Below are 17133 nucleotides of genomic sequence, written 5' to 3'. Positions count from 1 at the left end.
ATCCTACCGATTCGGGTTGCAGGGGACGGGCCGTGCGGCGCAATGCCGGCGGCCGGACCGAGACCGCGAGGTGACGATGCTGCTGGCCTATTCGATGTACGAGGGCGCCCGCGCCCTGATGGCGCCCGCCCGCGTTGCCGCCGATCTGACGCGCTACGGGCTGCAGCTGCCGGGCAACCCCCTGGCCTACGGCCCCTATGCCCGCGCGGTGAGCGCCGGCTGCGAGATGTTCGAGCGCGTCACCCGCCAGTACGGCAAGCCCGCCTTCGGCTTCACCGAGACGGTCGTCGACGGCGCGCCGGTCCCGGTCACCGAGCGGGTGGTCTGGGAGCGGCCGTTCTGCCGCCTGATCGCCTTCGACCGCGCCTTCCCGACGCCCCCCGCCGAGGCGCAGCCCAAGCTGCTGATCGTCGCGCCGATGTCGGGCCACTACGCCACGCTCCTGCGCGGCACCGTCGAGGCGATGCTGCCGAACCACCGGGTGTTCGTCACCGACTGGACCGATGCCCGGATGGTGCCGCTGTTCGCGGGCCAGTTCGACCTCGACGATTACATCGACTACCTGCAGGAGATGTTCGCCGTCCTCGGGCCGGACCTGCACGTCATGGCGGTGTGCCAGCCGGCGGTGCCGGTCTTCGCCGCGGTGGCGCTGATGGAGGCGGCCGACGAGCCGGCGGTGCCGACCTCCATGACCCTGATGGGTGGCCCGATCGACACCCGCCGCTCGCCCACCGCGGTGAACTGCCTCGCGCAGGAGCGCGGCCAGGCGTGGTTCGAGCAGAACACGATCAGCCTCGTGCCGCCGATCTACCCGGGGGCGTGGCGCCGGGTCTATCCGGGCTTCCTGCAGCTGTCGGGCTTCATGGCGATGAACCTCGACCGGCACGTCACCGCCCATTCGGACATGTTCGACCACCTGGTGAAGGGCGACGGCGATTCGGCCGAGAAGCACCGCGAATTCTACGACGAGTACCTCGCCGTGATGGACCTGACGGCCGAGTACTACCTCCAGACCGTGCAGACCGTGTTCGTCGACCACGCCCTGCCCACGGGCCGGATGCGCCACCGGGACACGCCGGTCGATCTCGGAGCCATCCGCCGCTGCGCGATCCTCGCGGTCGAGGGCGAGAACGACGACATCTCCGGCGTCGGCCAGACCAAGGCGGCCCTGGACCTCACGCCGAACCTGCCCGACGCCCGCAAGGCCTACCATCTCCAGGCCGGCGTCGGCCATTACGGCGTGTTCAACGGCTCCCGCTACCGGGCGGTGATCGCCCCCCGCATCGCCGCCTTCATCCGCGCCATGCAGGCGGTGCCCGGCACGCGGGGCAGCCACCTGCGGCAGGTGGGCTGAGGCGTTACGTCCAGCCTCCGCCCGTCGCGCCCGGGACAGGCGCGACGGGCCCCGTCCCCTGCGGACGACGATGCTCACACGGCTCCGACCGCTGCGCGCCGCGCAGTGAGGCCGCACCGGCTCCGGCGAAGTCTCGCCCTGCGCCCGCGCGCGAAAAAATCCCCCGCCGATCCTGAATACATAACGCAGTGATGGCCGGACTGGCGCGGGGCTTGCGTGATGCACCCCGTGACCTGGATCCGCGCAAGCACCGCCCGCGCAAGCACCGCCTGCGCCCAGCCCGACTCCGTCCCCAGACCGGTGGTCGCGCGGGCGCTTGCCCGAGCTCCATTGTCACGCCGGGCCATTGCGCCCCTGCTTAAGAATTGTTCAAACTCGCCCGCAAGGTGTGGGCCGGCGCTTCGGGCCTGAGACCCGCACCGCCAGGGAGAAGACGATGGACCGCAGGACGTTCCTGAAGGGCTCGGCCGCGCTCGGGCTGGCGGCACCGCAGATCGCGCGGCCGGCCCTGGCGCAGGGCGCGAAGGTGCTGCGCTTCGTGCCGCAGGCGAACCTCGCCAATTTCGACCCGATCTGGGGGACCCAGTACGTGGTGCGCAACGCCGGCACCCTCGTCTGGGACATGCTCTACGGCGTCGACGCGCAGCTGAAGCCGCAGCGCCAGATGGTCGAGTCCGAGGAGGTCTCGGGCGACAAGCTGACCTGGACCTTCCGGCTGCGCCCCGGCCTCAAGTGGCATGACGGCGAGCCGGTTCTCGCCAAGGACGTGGTGGCGAGCCTCACCCGCTGGATGGCCCGGGACCCGATCGGCCTGATGATCCGCGGGATCCAGGACGACCTCGCGGCGACCGACGACAAGACCTTCCAGTGGCGCCTGAAGAAGCCCTTCCCGAAGCTGCTCTACGCGCTCGGCAAGACCAACGCGCCGATGGCCCTGATGATGCCGGAGCGGATCGCCAAGACCGACCCGTTCACGCAGATCTCCGAATATGTCGGCTCGGGCCCGATGAAGTTCGTCCGCAACGAGTGGGTGCCGGGCGCCCGGGCGGTGTTCGAGACCTTCACCGACTACAAGCCCCGCGACGAGCCGAATTCCTGGCTCGCGGGCGGCAAGCGCATGCTGGTCGACCGGGTCGAGTGGGTGATCATGCCGGACGCCGCCACCGCCTCGGCGGCCCTGCAGAACGGCGAGGTCGACTGGTGGGAGAACCCGATCTCCGACCTCGTCCCGCTGCTGCGCAAGAACAGCAACCTCAACGTCGATATCGCCGACCCGCTGGGCAATGTCGGGTCGTTCCGGATGAACCACCTGCACCCGCCCTTCGACAATCCGAAGATCCGGCAGGCGGTCATGACCGCGATGAGCCAGGAGGATTACATGCGGGCGATCGTCGGCGACGACGACGGCCTGTGGAAGAAGCTGCCGGGTTTCTTCACGCCGGGGACGCCCCTCTACAGCGAGGCGGGCGGCGGCAACGTCGGCAAGGGCGACATCAAGCTCGGCCAGAAGCTGCTCAAGGAAGCCGGCTACAAGGGCGAGCCGGTGGTCTGCATCGTGGCGCAGGACCAGGGAATCACCAAGGCGCAGGGCGACATCACCGCCGACCTCTTGAAGCAGATGGGCTTCAACGTCGACTTCGTCGCCACCGACTGGGGCACCACCGGCACCCGCCGGGCCTCCAAGGCACCGCCGTCCCAGGGCGGCTGGAACATGTTCCACACGTGGCACGCGGGCGCCGACTGCATCAACCCGGCGGGCTACCCGGCGGTGCGGGCGAGCGGCGACAAGGCGTGGTTCGGCTGGCCGAACATCCCGCCGGTGGAGACGGCCATCGCCGAATGGTTCGACGCCGCCGACCCGGCCGCCGAGAAAGCCGCCATCGACAAGGTCAACGCCGCCGCCTGCGAGGGCGTGGTCTACGTCCCGACCGGGTTCTTCCTCGGCTACCAGGCGTGGCGGAAGACCGTCTCGGGCATCGTGAAGGGGCCGATCCCGTTCACCTGGGGCGTGTCGAAGGCGTGATGGATTACGCTCTGACCCCCGCCAGCAGCGCGACATGCCCCCTCTCCCGTGCGGGAGCGGGTCGGGGTGAGGGGTGCGACCTCTCCGGCACCTTCTCGACCCTCACCCTGTCCCTCTCCCGCACGGGAGAGGGGACCCGCGCCTCGGCCGGAGACGGTTCGGCGCCCTGCAGGCCGGCACGATAGCGAGGACCCATGCTCGGCTATATCGGCAGGCGCATCCTCGCCACCATCCCGGTCATGGCGGTGGTCGGGCTGTTCGTCTTCAGCCTCCTCTACTTCGCCCCCGGCGATCCGGCGGCGATCATCGCGGGCGACCAGGCGACGCCCGACGACGTCGCCCGCATCCGCGCCACGCTCGGCCTCGACCGGCCCTTCCTGGTGCGGTTCTGGGAATGGTCCTGGCAGATCCTCCACGGGGATCTCGGCACCTCGATCTTCACCAACCTGCCGGTCACCACCATGATCGGCCAGCGGGTGCAGCCCACCGTCTCGCTGATGCTGGTCACCCTGGTCTTCGCCATCGTGGTGGCGGTGCCGCTCGGCGTCGTCGCCGCCTGGAAGGCCGGCAGCCTGATCGACCGCCTCGTGATGGGCCTCGCCGTGACGGGCTTCTCGGTCCCGGTCTTCGTGGTCGGCTACGTGCTCGCCTACGTCTTCGCCCTCGAACTCGGCTGGCTGCCCGTCCAGGGCTACACGCCGATCGAGCAGGGCCTGTGGCCCTGGCTGTCCAACCTGATCCTGCCGGCGGTGACGCTCGGCCTCGTCTACATCGCGCTGATCGCCCGGGTGACCCGGGCGACCATGCTCGACGTGCTCCAGCAGGATTACGTCCGCACCGCCCGGGCCAAGGGGCTGGGGCAGGGGCCGGTCCTGTTCGTCCACGCCCTCAAGAACGCCGCGGTGCCGATCGTAACCGTCATCGGCATCGGCATCGCCCTGCTGATCGGCGGCGCGGTGGTGACCGAGACGGTCTTCGCGATTCCCGGACTCGGGCGCCTCACCGTCGATGCGATCCTGCGGCGCGACTACCCGGTCATCCAGGGCGTCGTCCTGCTGTTCAGCTTCGTCTACGTGCTGGTGAACCTCGCCATCGACCTCTTCTACACCGTGCTCGACCCGAGGATCCGCTATTGACCGCGACCGTCGCGCCCTTCCCCAGCAGCGCCCCGCAGGCGGGGACCCCGTCCGAGGCGACCGCCCCCAAGGCGCCCCCGCCGCCGGGCCTCGCCATCGCGGCGCCGCTGCCCGACGTGTTCCCGGCCCGCAAGCGCCGGGGCCCGGTCTGGACCTATATCCGCCGCAACCCGACCATCGTGGTCGGGGGCGTGCTGCTCCTCGTCGTCTTCCTGATGGCTTTGCTGGCGCCGTATCTCGGCACCGTCGACCCGACCGCCCTGGCGCCCGCCAAGCGCACCCGGGCTCCGTCCGCGCAATACTGGTTCGGCACCGACATGCTCGGCCGCGACGTCTACTCGCGGGTGGTCTACGGCGCCCGGGTCTCGCTGCTGGTCGGCTTCTCGGTGGCGTTCCTCGCCTCGATCGCCGGGCTCGCGGTCGGCCTTGTCTCCGGCATGGTGCGCTGGCTCGACGGGATCGTCATGCGGATCGTCGACGGCATGATGTCGATCCCGCCGATCCTGCTCGCGGTGGCGCTGATGGCGCTCACCCGCGGCTCGGTCCAGAACGTCATCGTGGCGATCACCATCGCGGAGATCCCGCGCGTCGCCCGCCTCGTGCGCGGCGTGGTCCTGTCCCTGCGCGAGCAGCCCTATGTCGAGGCGGCGGTGACCACGGGCACGCGGATGCCGGCGATCATCTGGCGCCACATCCTGCCCAACACGCTGGCGCCCATGACCGTGCAGGCGACCTACATCTGCGCCTCCGCGATGATCACCGAGGCGATCCTGTCGTTCATCGGCGCGGGCGTGCCGCCCTCGACGCCGTCCTGGGGCAACATCATGGCCGAGGGCCGGGCCCTCTGGCAGGTAAAGTTCTACATCATCCTGTTCCCGGCGATCTTCCTCTCGATGACGGTGCTGGCCGTGAACCTCGTCGGCGACGGCCTGCGCGACGCCCTCGATCCCCGCATGGCGAAAGACGTCTGATGAGGACCGGCAGCATGAGCGGCGCACCCCTCCTGTCGATCGAGAACCTGCAGGTCCATTTCCGCACCCCCGACGGGGTGAACCGGGCGGTGGACGGGGTCTCGTTCGCGATCCAGTCGGGGGAGACCCTGGCGATCGTCGGCGAATCCGGCTGCGGCAAGTCCGTGACGTCCATGTCGATCCTGCGGCTCCTGCCCGAGCCGCCGGCCCGCATCGCCGGCGCCATCAAGTTCGAGGGGACCAACCTCCTCGACCTGCCCAACAGCGCCATGCGCAAGATCCGCGGCAACGACATCAGCGTGATCTTCCAGGAGCCGATGACCTCGCTGAACCCGGTCCTGACGGTCGGCCGCCAGATCGGCGAGACCCTGCGCCTGCACCAGGGCCTCGGCCGCCGGGAGGCCGAGGAGCGGGCAATCGAGATGCTGACGCTGGTCGGTATCCCCGAGCCCCGGCGCCGGGTGCGGGAATACCCGCACCAGCTCTCCGGCGGCATGCGCCAGCGGGTGATGATCGCCATCGCGCTCGCCTGCTCGCCCAAGCTCCTGATCGCCGACGAGCCGACCACGGCGCTCGACGTGACCATCCAGGCCCAGATCCTCGACCTGATGCGCGACCTGAAGGCCCGGGTCGGGGCCGCGATCATGCTGATCACGCACGATCTCGGGGTGGTGGCCGAGGTCGCCGACCGGGTGGTGGTGATGTATGCCGGCCGCAAGGTCGAGGAGGCGCCGGTCCGCGACCTGTTCCGGGCGCCGCGCCATCCCTACACGCGGGGCCTGATGGGGGCGGTGCCGAAGCTCGGCGCCGTCGAGCACGGGGCCGACGCGCGGCTCGCCGAGATCCCCGGCATGGTCCCGAGCCTGAAGGGCCGGATCGAGGGCTGCGTCTTCGCCGGGCGCTGCCCGGACGTGACCGACCTGTGCCGCGCCTACGCGCCGGCCCTGGAGCCGAAGGCGCCCGGCCACCTCGCCGCCTGCCACTACGCGCCGAAGGACGCCCTCGCGGCATGAGCGCCACGCCCGCACCCGCCGCCCGCACCCTGCTGGAGGTCAACGACCTCAAGAAGCACTTTTCCCTCGGCGGCGGCCTGTTCGGCCGGTCGACCCGCGTGCTGAAGGCCGTGGACGGCCTGTCCTTCACGGTCGCCCGGGGCGAGACCCTGTCGCTCGTCGGCGAATCCGGTTGCGGCAAGTCCACCGTCGCCAAGGCGCTGATGCGTCTCTACGCGCCCACCGCCGGACAGGTGGTGCTCGACGGGCGGCGCATCGACGACCTCTCGGCCGGAGCGCTCCGGCCCCTGCGGCGCCACATCCAGATGGTGTTCCAGGACCCGTTCTCGTCCCTCAACCCGCGGATGCGGGTGCGGGCGATCCTGGCCGAGCCGATCCGCAATTTCGGCCTCGCCCGCAATGCCGCCGACCTCGAGGCGAAGCTCGCCAGCCTGATGGAGCGGGTCGGCCTGCCCCGCGAGGCGCTGGGCCGGTTCCCACACGAGTTCTCGGGGGGCCAGCGCCAGCGCATCGGCATCGCCCGGGCGCTCGCCGCCGAGCCGGACCTGATCATCTGCGACGAGGCGGTCTCGGCGCTCGACGTCTCCGTGAAGGCGCAGATCGTCAACCTGCTGCGGGATCTTCAGCGCGAGCTCGACCTCGCCATGCTGTTCATCTCCCACGACCTCGCCATCGTCGAGCACATGACCCACCGGGTGGCGGTGATGTATCTCGGCAAGATCGTCGAGATCGGGCCCCGCCGCGATCTGTTCCTGGCCCCGAAGCACCCCTACACGCAGGCCCTGCTCTCGGCGGTGCCGATCCCCGAGCCCGGGGCCGGGCGCACCCGCATCGTGCTCAAGGGCGACGTGCCGAGCCCGATCAACCCGCCCTCCGGCTGCCGCTTCCACACCCGCTGCCCGCACGCCTTCGACCGCTGCCGGACCGAGGTGCCCGGCCTCGACCCCGTGGGCGCCGGCCATTTCGCCGCCTGCCACCTCAACGACGCGGCCGCGCCGGCCCAGGCGGCCTGACGGAGCCGTCTTTGCGAGCGCAGCGAAGCAACCCGGTGCGGCGCGCGATCCCCGAGCGTGGCGGATCCCTGGGTCGCTTCGCTGCGCGCGCGATGACGGATCGGATCCCTGCAGACGGCTTTTGGAGACAACCGTGCAGCACGACCTCATCCTGAAGGGCGCGCGGGTCATCGACCCGTCGCAGAACCACGACGGGATCTGCGACGTCGCCTTCGCGGACGGACGGGTCTCGGGCTTCGGCCGCGACCTGCCGGCCGGCCCGGGCACGCAGGTCCGCGACATGGAAGGCGCCATCGTCACGCCGGGCCTGATCGACCTGCACACCCATGTCTATTGGGGCGGCACGTCGCTGGGCATCGACGCCGACGAATTCTGCCGCACCTCCGGGGTGACCACCTCGGTGGATACCGGCAGCGCGGGACCCGGCAACTTCGCGGGCTTCCGCAGCCACGTGATCGAGCGGTCGCAGGCGCGGATCCTCGCCTACCTGCACGTCTCCTTCGCGGGCATCTTCGGGTTCTCGAAGACCATCATGGTCGGCGAGAGCGAGGATCCGCGGCTGATGGCGCCCCGGGAGGCCGTGGAGGTCGCCGAGGCCAACCGGGACGTGATCGTGGGCATCAAGGTCCGGGTCGGGCGCCACGCCTCCGGCGACCAGGGCACCGCGCCGCTGGACATCGCCCTGCAGGTCGCCGAGGAGACCGGCCTGCCGCTGATGGCCCATATCGACGAGCCGCCGCCGAGCTACGAGGCCGTGCTCGCCATGCTCCGCCCCGGCGACGTGCTGACCCACGCCTTCCGGCCCTTCCCGAACTCGCCCGTGACCGCGCAGGGGGCCGTGAAGCCGGCGCTGCGCGAGGCCCGGGCGCGGGGGGTGCTGTTCGACATCGGCCACGGCAAGGGCTCCTTCGCCTTCCGGACGGCGCGGGCCATGCTGGCGGGGGGCTTCCTGCCGGACACGATCTCGTCGGACGTGCACCAGCTCTGCATCGAGGGGCCGGCCTTCGACCAGGTCACCACCATGTCGAAGATGCTCTGCCTCGGCATGAGCCTCACCGACGTCATCGCCGCCTCCACGGTGAACGCCGCCGTGGCGCTGAAGCGCATGGAATACGGGACCTTGAAGGTCGGGGCGCTGGGCGACGCCACCGTGCTGGCGGTGCGGGACGGGGCCTTCGACTACGTCGACACGCGGGGGGAGACCATGACCGGCGCCCAGCGGATCACCGCCGAGGGCGTGGTGCTGAAGGGCCGGTGGTGGCATCCGGCCTGACCGCGCCGGGGCCGGACCTGCAGGTCCTCGGTCCGATCGCATACAGAATATCGACCTTTACAGCCTCTTCGGCGGCCCGATACACTTTCCCGTGAGGGGCGGGCCATCGCCGGCCCTCTGCGACACGCGGTCGAAGCTGCGGCGCCAGGGAGGATGGATGGACACGGGTCAGCCTCTGCTGGAGGTCGACGGCGTCACACTCCGCTACAAGACGCCCGAGCACCTCGTCACCGCCACCTACCGGGTGAGCTTCCGGGTCTGGCCCGGGGACCGGTTCGTCCTGCTCGGGCCCTCCGGCTGCGGGAAGTCGACCCTGCTCAAGGCGGTGGGCGGCTACATGGCCCCCACCGAGGGCGAGATCCGCCTGAAGGGCCGCCCGGTCACCGAGCCCGGCCCCGACCGGATGATGGTGTTCCAGGAATTCGACCAGCTCCTGCCCTGGAAGACCGTGCGGCAGAACGTGGTCTTCGCGCTGGAAGCCTCGGGCCGGCTCAAGGGCCGGGACGCCCTGGACCGGGCCAACCTCTACATCGACAAGGTCAACCTCACGAAGTTCGCCGACAGCTATCCCCACACCCTGTCGGGCGGGATGAAGCAGCGCGTCGCCATCGCCCGCGGCATGGCCATGGAGCCCGACATCCTGCTGATGGACGAGCCCTTCGCGGCGCTCGACGCGCTCACCCGGCGGCGCATGCAGGACGAGCTGCTGATGCTGTGGGAGGGCACGCGCTTCACCGTGCTGTTCGTCACCCACTCGATCCCGGAGGCGATCAAGGTCGGCTCCCGCATCCTGCTGCTCTCGCCCCATCCCGGCGAGGTGAAGGCCGAACTCAACAGCGCCGAATCCCCGGAGGCGGCGCTGCAGCTGGAGAGCCGGATCCAGCACATGCTGTTCTCGGAAGAGATCGAGGAGGCCGAGAATGTCTAGCGCGCAAGCCCTGACCGGCGCCCCGCTGACCGGCGTCGCGCCGCGCCTGACGCCCGTGGAATCCGGCCGCCCCGAGATCGTGCGCGAGACCGGCCACGCCCATGGCGCCACGGTGGTGGAGAAGCCCCTGTCGCTCGCCGAGCGGCTCTACAACCAAGCCTGGCTGCGCAAGATCGTGATCCTCGTCCTCCTGGCCGGGATCTGGGAGGCCTACGGGCGCTACCTCGACAACGACCTGCTGTTCCCGACCTTCTCGGCCACCGTGGAGGCCTTCTTTCGGGGTATCGCGGACGGCACGCTGCCGGCCCGCGCCTGGTCGTCGCTCAAGGTGCTGCTCATGGGTTACGCCGCCGGCATCGCCCTGGCGACCGTGCTCACGGGCCTCGCCATCGCGTCGCGGATCGGGACCGATCTGCTCGAGACCCTGACGTCGATGTTCAACCCGCTGCCGGCCATCGCACTGCTGCCCCTGGCGCTGATCTGGTTCGGCCTGGGCAACGGCAGCCTGATCTTCGTGCTGGTCCACTCGGTGACCTGGGCGATCGCGCTGAACACCCATTCCGGCTTCCTGTCGGTGAGCCGGACGCTGAAGATGGTCGGGCGCAATTACGGGCTGTCGGGACCGCGGCTGATCGGCAAGATCCTGATCCCGGCGGCCTTTCCCGCGATCCTCACCGGGCTGAAGGTCGGCTGGGCCTTCGCGTGGCGCACCCTGATCGCCGCCGAGCTGGTCTTCGGCGTGTCGTCCGGGGCGGGCGGGCTCGGCTGGTTCATCTTCGAGAACAAGAACATGCTCGACATCCCGAACGTGTTCGCCGGTCTGCTCACCGTCATCCTGATCGGCCTCGTGGTCGAGAACCTGATCTTCCAGACGATCGAGCGGCGCACCGTCCAGCGCTGGGGCATGCAGGCCTGAGGCGCCGCGGCGCCCGACGACCGGGAGCGTCCCGGCGCGCGGTCGGGTCCACCGTGTCCTTAGATGCGTCTTCTCGAACGATGCCTGAATAGAGAAGTAACTTCTCTTTTGCGTGGGTGCGACGAACGTTTTCTTCCTATAAGCTCCGTCGACGACCGCGGAGTCCGATCCTGTGAGCCTCGAATCCTCTTCCCAGGCAGCCCCGACGCCGGCGCTTCCCGAGCGGGGCGGCCGGTCGGATACGGCCGCCTCGGTCCTGCCCGGCATCGGCCTGTGCGCGGCGATCACCGCGGTGGCGATGGCCGCGCAGGCGCTGGAGGAGCGGGTCGCCGGCCATCCCTATATCGAGGCCCTGGTCCTGGCGATCCTGGTCGGCATCGCGGTGCGCACCGCCTGGACGCCCCCGGCCCGGTTCCGAACCGGCATCGCCTTCTCGGCCAAGCAGCTCCTCGAAGTCGCCGTCGTGCTGCTCGGCGCCTCCCTGAGCCTCGGGGCGATCCTCGCCTCCGGCCCGGCGCTGCTGGCCGGCATCGTCGGGACCGTGGTCCTCGGCATCGCCGCCAGCGTGGCGATCTGCCGGGTGCTGGGCCTGCCGGCCCGGATGGCGATCCTCGTCGCCTGCGGCAACGCCATCTGCGGCAACTCGGCCATCGCCGCGGTGGCGCCGGTGATCGGAGCGGAGCCGAAGGACATCGCCGCCGCCATCGCCTTCACGGCGGTGCTCGGGGTGCTGATGGTGCTCGGCCTGCCGCTGTTCGTGCCGCTCGCCGGCATGACCGACAACCAGTACGGCGTGCTGGCGGGGCTCACCGTCTACGCGGTGCCGCAGGTGCTGGCCGCGACCGTGCCGGTGAGCCTGCTGTCGACCCAGGTCGGAACCCTGGTGAAGCTCGTCCGCGTGCTGATGCTCGGCCCGGTCGTGGTGGCGTTCTCGCTGATCGCGCCCCGGCTGCCGCAGGCGGCGGGGGCGCCGGGCGCGCCGGCCCGTCCCGGCCTCACCAAGCTCGTGCCCTGGTTCATTGTCGGCTTCCTGGCCCTGGCCACCCTGCGCTCCCTGGGCCTCGTCCCGGATGCCGCGGTGAAGCCGCTGACCCAGCTCGCCGGCGTGCTCACGGTCCTGTCCATGGCCGCCCTGGGGCTCGGGGTCGACGTGCGGGTTCTCGCCCGGGTCGGCGGCCGGGTCACCCTCGCGGTCATCGCCTCCCTCGCCGTCCTGATCGTCCTCAGCCTCACGCTGATCCGCGTCCTCGGGATCGGCTGACGCCGCGCCGTCCTGCGCTCCGGCCGGATGTGGCGCGGTATTTCCCGGCCTGTGCGCGTCCGGCGGCTGTAACCGGGGCGGGATCGGCATCTTTGTGCAGGTGACGGATCCTTTTCGCGGGCGATCGCGCCCGTTCGGATCGAAAAGCCCTTTCGGTGATCGACTGTCTTTCAAGACCGTCTTGACACATCCGCGATTTTTGCTTTGGAACCACGTCCATCGTCGTCGAAAGCTTCGGATGGACTCGCGCAGTGCCTGAACAGAATCCCGAGAGCCGCCTCCGGTTGGTCACGTTGGTCGGCGAGATCGTCGCCGCCTACGTCTCGAACAATTCCGTTCCGCCGACGGCGCTGCCGGAGCTGATGGCGAGCGTGCATGGAGCGCTGGCGGCCCTCGACGGGCAACCGGCTGCCCCGGCGGAACCGGCCGTGGAGCGGCCGACGCCGGCACAGATCCGGAAGTCGGTCCAAGAGGACGGCATCGTCAGCTTCATCGACGGCCGGACCTACAAGACCCTGAAGCGCCATCTCACCGCCCACGGCCTCACGCCGGAGCGGTATCGCGAGCGCTACGGCCTGCCGGAGGATTACCCGATGACCGCGCCCGGCTACGCCGCGCAGCGCTCCGCGCTCGCCAAGGCGATCGGCCTCGGCGTGCCCGGCGGGCGCAGCGATCAGCGCAGGACCGGCACCGGCGGCTGATCGGCGGCGCGGCGGGAGCCCGGTGGCGGCGCGCTCTCGGCCTTGCGGCTCTGGAACGGAAGCACCTGCGCGGGGCCCGGGACGGACCTGCCGAGCGCGGCGCGGTCCGGACGCCCGAACGTGTCGGCCCAGCTCAGCTTGATCACATGGCAATCCGGAGCCGCGGACGTGGTCTCCTCCGCGGGGGGCGGTGCCTTGCGGTTGCCGGCGCTGATCCAGCGCACGATCCGGTGCTCGCGCCCGCGGCGCAGCGCCGGCGGTCCATCCGGCGCGCTGCGCCGGCGGATCGCTTGCCTGTCGTCGGTCCTGTCTGAGATCGACACGCTGAATCACCCCGTCCGCAGTCGGGGCGGGAGCGAGGACGGATAGCGGGTGCAGCCGTGGATCCGTCGGGGTGCTCCACCCGCGACAACGGCGCTATCCTACTGAACTTGCAGGGGCCGGACAGGGCGGTCCCGTCCAAAAAACTTGTCTCTGCGTCCCAGATTGGCCCGGTTCCGGCCCCGGCGGGCTCAGGAGGCGTGCGCGCCCGGCACCGCCGCGAGGAGGCTGCGGGTGTAGGCGTGCTCCGGCGCGGCGAACAGCTCCGCGGTGCCCCGCATCTCCACGATGGCGCCGCGGTGCATCACGGCGATCCGGTCGCAGATCGTGGCGGCCACCCGCAGGTCGTGGGTGATGAACAGCATCGCCAGGGACAGGCGCTGCTTCAGATCCTCCAGCAGGTCCAGCACCTGCCGCTGGACGGAGACGTCGAGCGCCGAGACCGCCTCGTCGGCCACCAGCACGTCCGGCTCCATGGCGAGCGCCCGGGCGATGCCGATGCGCTGGCGCTGCCCGCCCGAGAAGGCGTTCGGGTAGCGGGCGGCGGCCTTCGGATCGAGGCCGACGAGGTCGAGGAGGTTTCGGGCCCGCTCCCGGGCCTCGGCGGCCGGGACCCCGTGGGCGATCGGCCCCGCCGTGATGATCTGCTCCACGGTGCGCCGCGGGTTCAGCGACGCGAACGGGTCTTGGAAGATCATCTGGATGCGGCTGCGCTTGTCGCGCAGGGCCGTCTTGCCGAGGGCCGTGTAGTCGAGGTCCCCCAGCCGGACCGTGCCGCCGTCGGGCTCGATCAGCCGGATCGCGAGCCGCGCCGTGGTCGACTTGCCCGACCCGGATTCGCCCACGATCCCCAGGGTCTCGCCGCGGCGAACGTCGAACGAGACCTCCTTCACGGCGGCCACGACCCGCGGCTTGCCGAACAGGCCGGAGCGCCCGGAATAGGTCTTGGACAGCCCGGTCACCGAGAGGGCGACCGGGGCCGCCGCGAGGGGCGCGCGCGGCGGCGGCGTGAGGCTCGGGACGGCGGCGAGCAGCGCCTTGGTGTAGGGCGCCTGCGGATTGCGCAGCACCGCCTCGGCCGTGCCGGATTCCACGAGCCGGCCGCGCTGGAGCACCGCCACGTGGTCGGCGATCTCCGCGACCACGCCGAAATCATGGGTGATGAACAGGACGCTCATCCCGCGCTTCCGCTGCAGGTCGCGGATCAGCCGGAGGATCTGGGCCTGGGTGGTGACGTCGAGGGCCGTGGTCGGCTCGTCGGCCACCAGCACCGAGGGCTCCAGCGCCAGCGCCATGGCGATCATCGCCCGCTGCCGCTGGCCGCCGGAGAGCTGGTGCGGATAGGCCCGCACCGCCTCTTCCGGGTTCGGCAGGCCGACCTCGGTGGCGAGCGCCACCGCCCGGGCCCAGCGCTCGCTCCGGCTGAGCAGGTTGTGCGCCTCGAACATCTCGGCGATCTGGTCGCCGACCCGCATCACCGGGTTCAGCGCCGTCATCGGCTCCTGGAACACCATGGCGATGCGCCGGCCCCGCAGCGACCGCCACGCGGGCTCATCGAGGGTCAGGAGATCCCGGCCCTCGAACAGGATCGTGCCGGCCGTCGGCTTCAGCGCCCGGGGCAGGAGGCCGGTCAGCGCGTAGGCGCTCATCGACTTGCCCGAGCCCGATTCCCCGACCACGCACAGGATCTTCCCGGCCTCGAGGTCGAGGTTCAGGCCCTCGACCGCGTGCGGGCGGTCGGCGCCCTTGGGGAGCGCGATCGTCAGATCGCGGATGCGGACGACCGGCGCGCTCATGGTTCAGGCCCTCGCTTTGCGGCGGCGGAGGATGTCGGGTCCGGCCTCACCGAGATCCCAGAACAGGCCGGCCATGATCGCCAGGCCCTCGCGGGTGCCGGAGGCGAGCATGTGCTCGTCGGGCCCGTGCTGGCGGCAGGCCGGGTAGGAATGCGGCACCCAGAGGGTCGGCAGGCCCAAAATCTCCGAGAAGGCGTCGTTCGGCAGAGAGCCGCCGAGATTGGGCAGCAGCGCCGGTTTTTTGCCCGAGCTCGCCTCGATCGACTGGAGCGCCCACTCGACCCAGGGATCCTCGACCGGGAGCCGCGTCGCCTGGAACACCTCCGCGGCGCGGGCCGGCCGGACCTCGATCATCGGGAAGCCGTGCGCGTCGAGATGGGCGCGGACGTTCGGGATCAGGTTCTGCCAATCGGTGCCGACCACGAAGCGCAGCTGCAGGGTCGCCTTGGCGTGGGGCGGGACGGCGTTGAGCGGGCCGTCCGGATCGCCGGTCTTGAAGGCCAGCACCTCCAGAGTGTTCCAGGCGAAGACCCGCTCGGCCGGACTCAGGCCCGGTTCGCCCCAGTCGGCATCGATCGTGGGCGCGGTCGGGTCCTCGCCGACGCGGATGTCGGCGAGCGCCGCGCGCACGCCCTCGGGAATCGGCGGCGGCCGCAGGGCGTCCACCCGGATGCTGCCCCGCGCGTCGACCATCGAGGCGATCGCCGAGGCCAGCACCGTGCCGGGATTGCGCAGCAGGCCGCCCCAGTTGCCGGAATGGTGCGGGCCCTCGCGCAGGTTGAGGCTCAGCTCGAAATTGTAGGCGCCGCGGGAGCCCAGGAAGAGGGTCGGGCGCTCGCCGTTGAGGCGGGGTCCGTCCGAGGCGATCAGCACGTCCGAGCGGAGGGAATCGGCCTGTTCCCGGCAGAACGGCCGCAGGCCCGGGGAGCCCGATTCCTCGCCCATCTCGATCAGGAGCTTCACGTTGAAGCCGAGATGGCCCTCGCGGGCCGCGATCACCTGCTCCAGGGCGGCGAGGTTGAGGACGTGCTGGCCCTTGTTGTCGGCGGTGCCGCGCCCGTACCAGCGGTCACCCTCGACCACGATCTCCCAGGGGCCGAGGCCCGCGCGCCACTGCTCGGGATAGCCCCGCACCGTGTCGCCGTGGCCGTAGATCAGCACGGTCGGCAGCTCCGCGCCCTCGCGCCGCTCGGCGATCAGGAACGGTCCGTGCACCCCGTCCGGGTTCGGAAAGATCTTCGGCGTCTCGAAGCCGAGCCGGGCGACGAGCGGCACGATGAAGGCGTCGAGATAGGCGCGGAGCGCCGCCTCCTGGCCGGGGGCCTGGCTCTCGGTGGGCATCGCCACCGCCTCCCGCAGGAGGGCGAGGAACGCGCCCGAATCGAAAGCCTCCGTGGCGCGCGCGATGGCGGCGTCTCGCGTCATGGTGTGTTTCCCGTGAAACATTTTGGTAACCTGTCGACGGGCCCTGGCCCGGCGAAGCCGTCAGTTGCGCGCCTCGGGGGCGGTGATGTCGCGCAGGCCGTCCCCCAGGAGGTTGATCGCCAGCACGAGGAGGAGGAGCGCCACGCCCGGGATGGTGATCACCCAGGGCTGGAAGAACATGTACTGCTTGCCCTCGGCGATCATCAGGCCCCAGGAGGGCAGGGGCGGCTGGACGCCGAGGCCGAGGAACGACAGGGCGGCCTCCAGCAGGATCGCGTGGGCCATCTCCAGGGTCGCCACGACGATCAGGGCGTTCATGATGTTGGGCAGGATCTCCTGGCGGAGGATCCGCAGATCGGTCAGCCCCGCGGCGCGGGCGGCCGAGACGAAATCCTGGTTGCGGATCTGCTGGGTCGCGGCCCGCGTCACGACGGCGAAGCGGTCCCAGAGCAGGAAGCCCAGCACCAGCACCACCACCTTCAGGGAGCCGCCGACCAGGGCCGCCATGGCGAGCGCCACCAGCACCACCGGCATGGCGAGCCGCGTGGTCACCACGTAGCTGACCACCGAATCGACCCAGCCGCCGAAATAGCCGGCGCACAGGCCGAGCACCGTGCCGATCAGCCCCGAGATCAGCGCCGCCGAGATCCCGATCAGGAGGGAGATCTGGCCGCCGTAGAGCAGGCGGCTCAGGTAGTCGCGGCCGAGCTTGTCGGTGCCGAGCACGTGGTCCCAGGTGCCCTTGGCCTGCCAGACCGGCGGGATCAGGCGGCGGGACACGTCCTGCGCGTAGGGGTCGTGCGGCGCGATGAGCGGGGCGGCGAGCGCCGCCAGCACGATCAGCCCGAGGATTCCGGCCCCGATCAGGAAGCCGGTGTGGCGCAGGCCCCGCCGCAGGATCAGGCGGGTGGGGGAGGGCACCGCCGCCAGCGCGACCGGCGCGTCCGGGGGCAAAGCGGGGGCGGCGAGCGCCGCCGTGTCGGGGGGGAGGCTCATGGCGAT

Annotated in this window: 15 protein-coding genes; 11 read left to right on the top strand and 4 right to left on the bottom strand. The window is 70.8% G+C overall.

The window, feature by feature from the left end; genetic code table 11:
- Positions 1–76 precede the first annotated feature (76 nt).
- From ABC766_RS17180 to ABC766_RS17130, 11 genes are all read left to right on the top strand, one after another.
- Positions 77–1354 (top strand): polyhydroxyalkanoate depolymerase, encoded by a 1278-nt coding sequence (locus tag ABC766_RS17180; protein WP_043350062.1) that lies wholly within the window; start codon positions 77–79, stop codon positions 1352–1354.
- 436 nt (positions 1355–1790) lie between these two features.
- Positions 1791–3377 carry an ABC transporter substrate-binding protein gene (locus ABC766_RS17175; protein ID WP_345819111.1) on the top strand — a complete coding sequence of 529 codons (1587 nt, stop codon included), beginning with the start codon at positions 1791–1793 and terminating at the stop codon, positions 3375–3377.
- Between the two features lie 194 nt (positions 3378–3571).
- A complete protein-coding gene (locus ABC766_RS17170) occupies positions 3572–4513 on the top strand; it encodes an ABC transporter permease (protein WP_043350057.1) in 942 nt (313 codons plus the stop codon).
- Complete coding sequence (locus ABC766_RS17165) at positions 4510–5484, top strand: ABC transporter permease (RefSeq protein WP_043350054.1); 975 nt, start codon at positions 4510–4512, stop codon at positions 5482–5484. Before ABC766_RS17170 ends, ABC766_RS17165 begins: the two co-directional genes overlap by 4 nt.
- Positions 5484–6497 carry an ABC transporter ATP-binding protein gene (locus tag ABC766_RS17160; protein ID WP_043350053.1) on the top strand — a complete coding sequence of 338 codons (1014 nt, stop codon included), beginning with the start codon at positions 5484–5486 and terminating at the stop codon, positions 6495–6497. The genes ABC766_RS17165 and ABC766_RS17160 overlap by 1 nt, the downstream gene beginning before the upstream one ends.
- Positions 6494–7510: an oligopeptide/dipeptide ABC transporter ATP-binding protein gene (locus ABC766_RS17155; protein ID WP_345819110.1), complete on the top strand. Its 1017-nt coding sequence runs from the start codon at positions 6494–6496 to the stop codon at positions 7508–7510. Before ABC766_RS17160 ends, ABC766_RS17155 begins: the two co-directional genes overlap by 4 nt.
- A 133-nt stretch (positions 7511–7643) precedes the next feature.
- A complete protein-coding gene (locus ABC766_RS17150; RefSeq protein WP_111474328.1) occupies positions 7644–8783 on the top strand; it encodes an amidohydrolase/deacetylase family metallohydrolase in 1140 nt (379 codons plus the stop codon).
- Positions 8784–8940: 157 nt separating this feature from the next.
- A complete protein-coding gene (locus ABC766_RS17145; RefSeq protein WP_279900294.1) occupies positions 8941–9711 on the top strand; it encodes an ABC transporter ATP-binding protein in 771 nt (256 codons plus the stop codon).
- Complete coding sequence (locus ABC766_RS17140; RefSeq protein WP_051976149.1) at positions 9704–10627, top strand: ABC transporter permease; 924 nt, start codon at positions 9704–9706, stop codon at positions 10625–10627. The genes ABC766_RS17145 and ABC766_RS17140 overlap by 8 nt, the downstream gene beginning before the upstream one ends.
- Positions 10628–10799: 172 nt before the next feature.
- Entirely contained in the window at positions 10800–11888 is a 1089-nt protein-coding gene (locus tag ABC766_RS17135; RefSeq protein ID WP_043384759.1) for a YeiH family protein, read from the top strand.
- Between the two features lie 251 nt (positions 11889–12139).
- Positions 12140–12589, top strand: a complete 450-nt coding sequence (locus tag ABC766_RS17130) for a MucR family transcriptional regulator (protein ID WP_043384757.1) — start codon at positions 12140–12142, stop codon at positions 12587–12589.
- Here ABC766_RS17130 and ABC766_RS17125 read toward each other — a convergent pair.
- From ABC766_RS17125 to ABC766_RS17110, 4 genes are all read right to left on the bottom strand, one after another.
- A complete protein-coding gene (locus ABC766_RS17125) occupies positions 12562–12912 on the bottom strand; it encodes a hypothetical protein (protein WP_043351624.1) in 351 nt (116 codons plus the stop codon). The two genes, ABC766_RS17130 and ABC766_RS17125, sit on opposite strands and share 28 nt — an antisense overlap.
- Positions 12913–13101: 189 nt before the next feature.
- Positions 13102–14706, bottom strand: coding sequence for an ABC transporter ATP-binding protein (locus ABC766_RS17120; RefSeq protein ID WP_043759649.1), 1605 nt, complete (start codon positions 14704–14706; stop codon positions 13102–13104).
- 3 nt (positions 14707–14709) lie between these two features.
- Positions 14710–16131: a M20 family metallopeptidase gene (locus ABC766_RS17115; RefSeq protein WP_342142859.1), complete on the bottom strand. Its 1422-nt coding sequence runs from the start codon at positions 16129–16131 to the stop codon at positions 14710–14712.
- A gap of 60 nt (positions 16132–16191) precedes the next feature.
- On the bottom strand, positions 16192–17127 hold the full coding sequence (locus ABC766_RS17110; protein ID WP_043351629.1) for an ABC transporter permease: 936 nt from the start codon (positions 17125–17127) through the stop codon (positions 16192–16194).
- Positions 17128–17133 lie beyond the last annotated feature (6 nt).

The sequence above is a fragment of the Methylobacterium fujisawaense genome, assembly GCF_039619325.1.
GTDB classification, from domain to species: domain Bacteria; phylum Pseudomonadota; class Alphaproteobacteria; order Rhizobiales; family Beijerinckiaceae; genus Methylobacterium; species Methylobacterium fujisawaense.
Note: the sequence above shows the minus strand (reverse complement) of the source record. Positions and strands in the feature narration are given on the sequence as shown.